This window comes from Muribacter muris, from assembly GCF_004569585.1.
GTDB classification, from domain to species: domain Bacteria; phylum Pseudomonadota; class Gammaproteobacteria; order Enterobacterales; family Pasteurellaceae; genus Muribacter; species Muribacter muris.
This window is the reverse complement of sequence record NZ_SPPA01000059.1, coordinates 1-2,252: the sequence shown is the minus strand read 5'-3', so window position 1 is coordinate 2,252 and position 2,252 is coordinate 1. Positions and strand designations below refer to the sequence as shown.

Annotated in this window: 3 protein-coding genes; all 3 read right to left on the bottom strand. The window is 38.4% G+C overall.

The features are described 5' to 3' along the window. Positions 1-592 (bottom strand): hemagglutinin repeat-containing protein (locus tag E4T80_RS12555; protein ID WP_233437177.1); only part of this gene is annotated, 592 nt, incomplete at its 3' end. Between the two features lie 218 nt (positions 593-810). After that, positions 811-1,257, bottom strand: a complete 447-nt coding sequence (locus E4T80_RS12550; RefSeq protein WP_135058715.1) for an Imm42 family immunity protein — start codon at positions 1,255-1,257, stop codon at positions 811-813. Positions 1,258-1,269: 12 nt separating this feature from the next. Next, positions 1,270-2,252 (bottom strand): VENN motif pre-toxin domain-containing protein (locus E4T80_RS12545; protein ID WP_135058714.1); only part of this gene is annotated, 983 nt, incomplete at its 5' end.

Genomic DNA, 2,252 nt, shown 5'->3' with positions numbered 1-2,252 from the left:
TGCCGCCTACGGTCGCGTAGGTCGTGCTCTGTTCCCGTTCGTTCCGGTTACCCGGTAGGCTCATCAGGGTCCCCATCGGGTTAAACCCGCCTGTCCCGCCGCTTACGCTGATATTGCGCGTTTTCAGTTCGCTGTGGTTCTTGATATGGCTTTCTCCATACGTCCCCGTACTGAAACGGTTTGCACTTTTCGGGGCATCACTCGTCAGGATGCCGCCGTTATTTTGGGTATGGTTGAGTACCGTAACGTCCATTCCGCCTTTGCCAACGTGAACGCCCGTTTGTTCATTCACTTGGGCCATATTCATTTTGGCGTTGTTATACCCCACAGAAACCGAGGCTCCGCCACCCGAACCATAGGCTATCGAACCGCTTGCCCCTGCTTGCATCTGCTCGCTCTTATACCGCGTTGTATCTTGACGGCTGTTGAAGACGACATCATTCAACCCCCCTTCCCATCTCCCGGCATTTATCACCGCCGCATCTAAAACCAACGCGCCCTCTTCACTAAAGGTTTCCAGCTTATTCACATTGATAACGCTGTTTTGATAAGTGTTACTGCTGCTGTTCGATTTACCCCGACCGACATTCACCCCCGCTTCTAACCCGATGCCGTAACTGTTTCCGTTAAACCCGACAAATATCTATTTCCTTTCTGAAAATTTAGATAAACTCAAGCGGTCTGTTCTTCACTCATTTTTGCAAAATTTATAAAGAAACAAACCGCTTATATTATGTGATTATTTGCCCCAGTAATAATCCCTCTTGATACTGATAATATACAGTGTAATCGGTGTATTGGACTAATATTTTACCAGTTTATATTTAGACTATTTTTCCATCTTAAAATATCTTTCAAAATGTTTATAATATATCCTAATGGATAATAATGTACAGATTTACAGCATTTATTATCAATATAAACACAATCATTAAACTCAGTAAAAAAACAGTATATATATATTTTTTCATCCTCCATGTCTTGACTGCTTAAACTCATTGAAAAATCATCTATAAATATTGAGGTAATATCCTCTTCTTTTATGTTTTTTTTTGTTTTAACTCTTTTTATTGAATCTAAAACATTAGATTCTATATTGGCTAAAGTAAATTTTAACTCCGTTACATAAATTTCTTTATTTAATAATTGCCCATTAATAAAAATAGAATAAATACCATTTACCCAAAAATAATCATCATTCCATTCCTTAACTAAATCGCACTGAACAGCAAACTGAAAAGGATCTCCAAAAATCATACTACACCTTATTCAAAATTTTAAATCTTTAGGAATAGGCAAGGGGTTATTTTTATCCCCTGAACTACCCGACCAATGATATTCTCCATTTGTTCCGAAGAATCTATGTATATTGCCATTAGAATCTTTCGCATATCTTACCGTTTTATTTTTATCAACCTTATATTCTATAGAATTTCTAAATAATTCTAATGAATTTCTAGGCTCGACACCCGCATTTGGTCTATTACCAGGCATTCCTGGTGTGTGTTTAGAATTTGATTTATATGTAACTTCTACACTATTTTCAGAAAATTTGACTTTTACAGGGACAGAAACTGGTAATGGGGAGCTAGATAATTTTGTTTTGTTAGCAAAATTACGAATTTTTGGCGAAACCTTTTTATCCAAACTGCCTATGTTATTCACATAGTTCTCAACCATTTGGACTACCATTGTTTCAATAAAACCACGACGTTCATCTATAAGATTAGCTGATTTACTATTCTCATCTATAATAAATTCTAAAAACTTCTCTTGTTCATTAGCAGGTAATTTAGTAAAGAAAGAAGCAATAAAACTATTAAAATCAAGCGCTGTTTGATTAGATTCATTGATTAAATTTAATGTGGTATTACGGCATAGAATCTCATTAACACAACCCGTATTTAATTCCTTCCTCTGCTTTTCACTTAATTGTGAAAACTCATCATATATTTCATCTAATGAACTACCATTCTCAACCGCTTTATTTAACTTGTAGTACATTTGATTAACTTGATTCGGTAGTAAGAAGTTATTCTCCACCGCACTCTTCGCACTTGCCATGGCTGAAGCTGCCGTCTCTCCATTACCCCCCGCGACCGTCGTCGCCAATGCCGAAGCCACCTGGCTTAACGCCACAACCTGTTGTTTCTCTCCCTCCGTCAGGTCGTTCGGCGATTTCCCAAACACCACCCTCGACAATATCTCCGCACTGCTTTCCGCAACAATCCCTGCCAAGGCCCCTAACGACG

Coding starts and splice junctions, on each gene's coding strand:
- E4T80_RS12550 (WP_135058715.1), bottom strand. CDS start 1,257: ATGATTTTTGGAGATCCTTTTCAGTTTGCTGTTCAGTGCGATTTAGTT.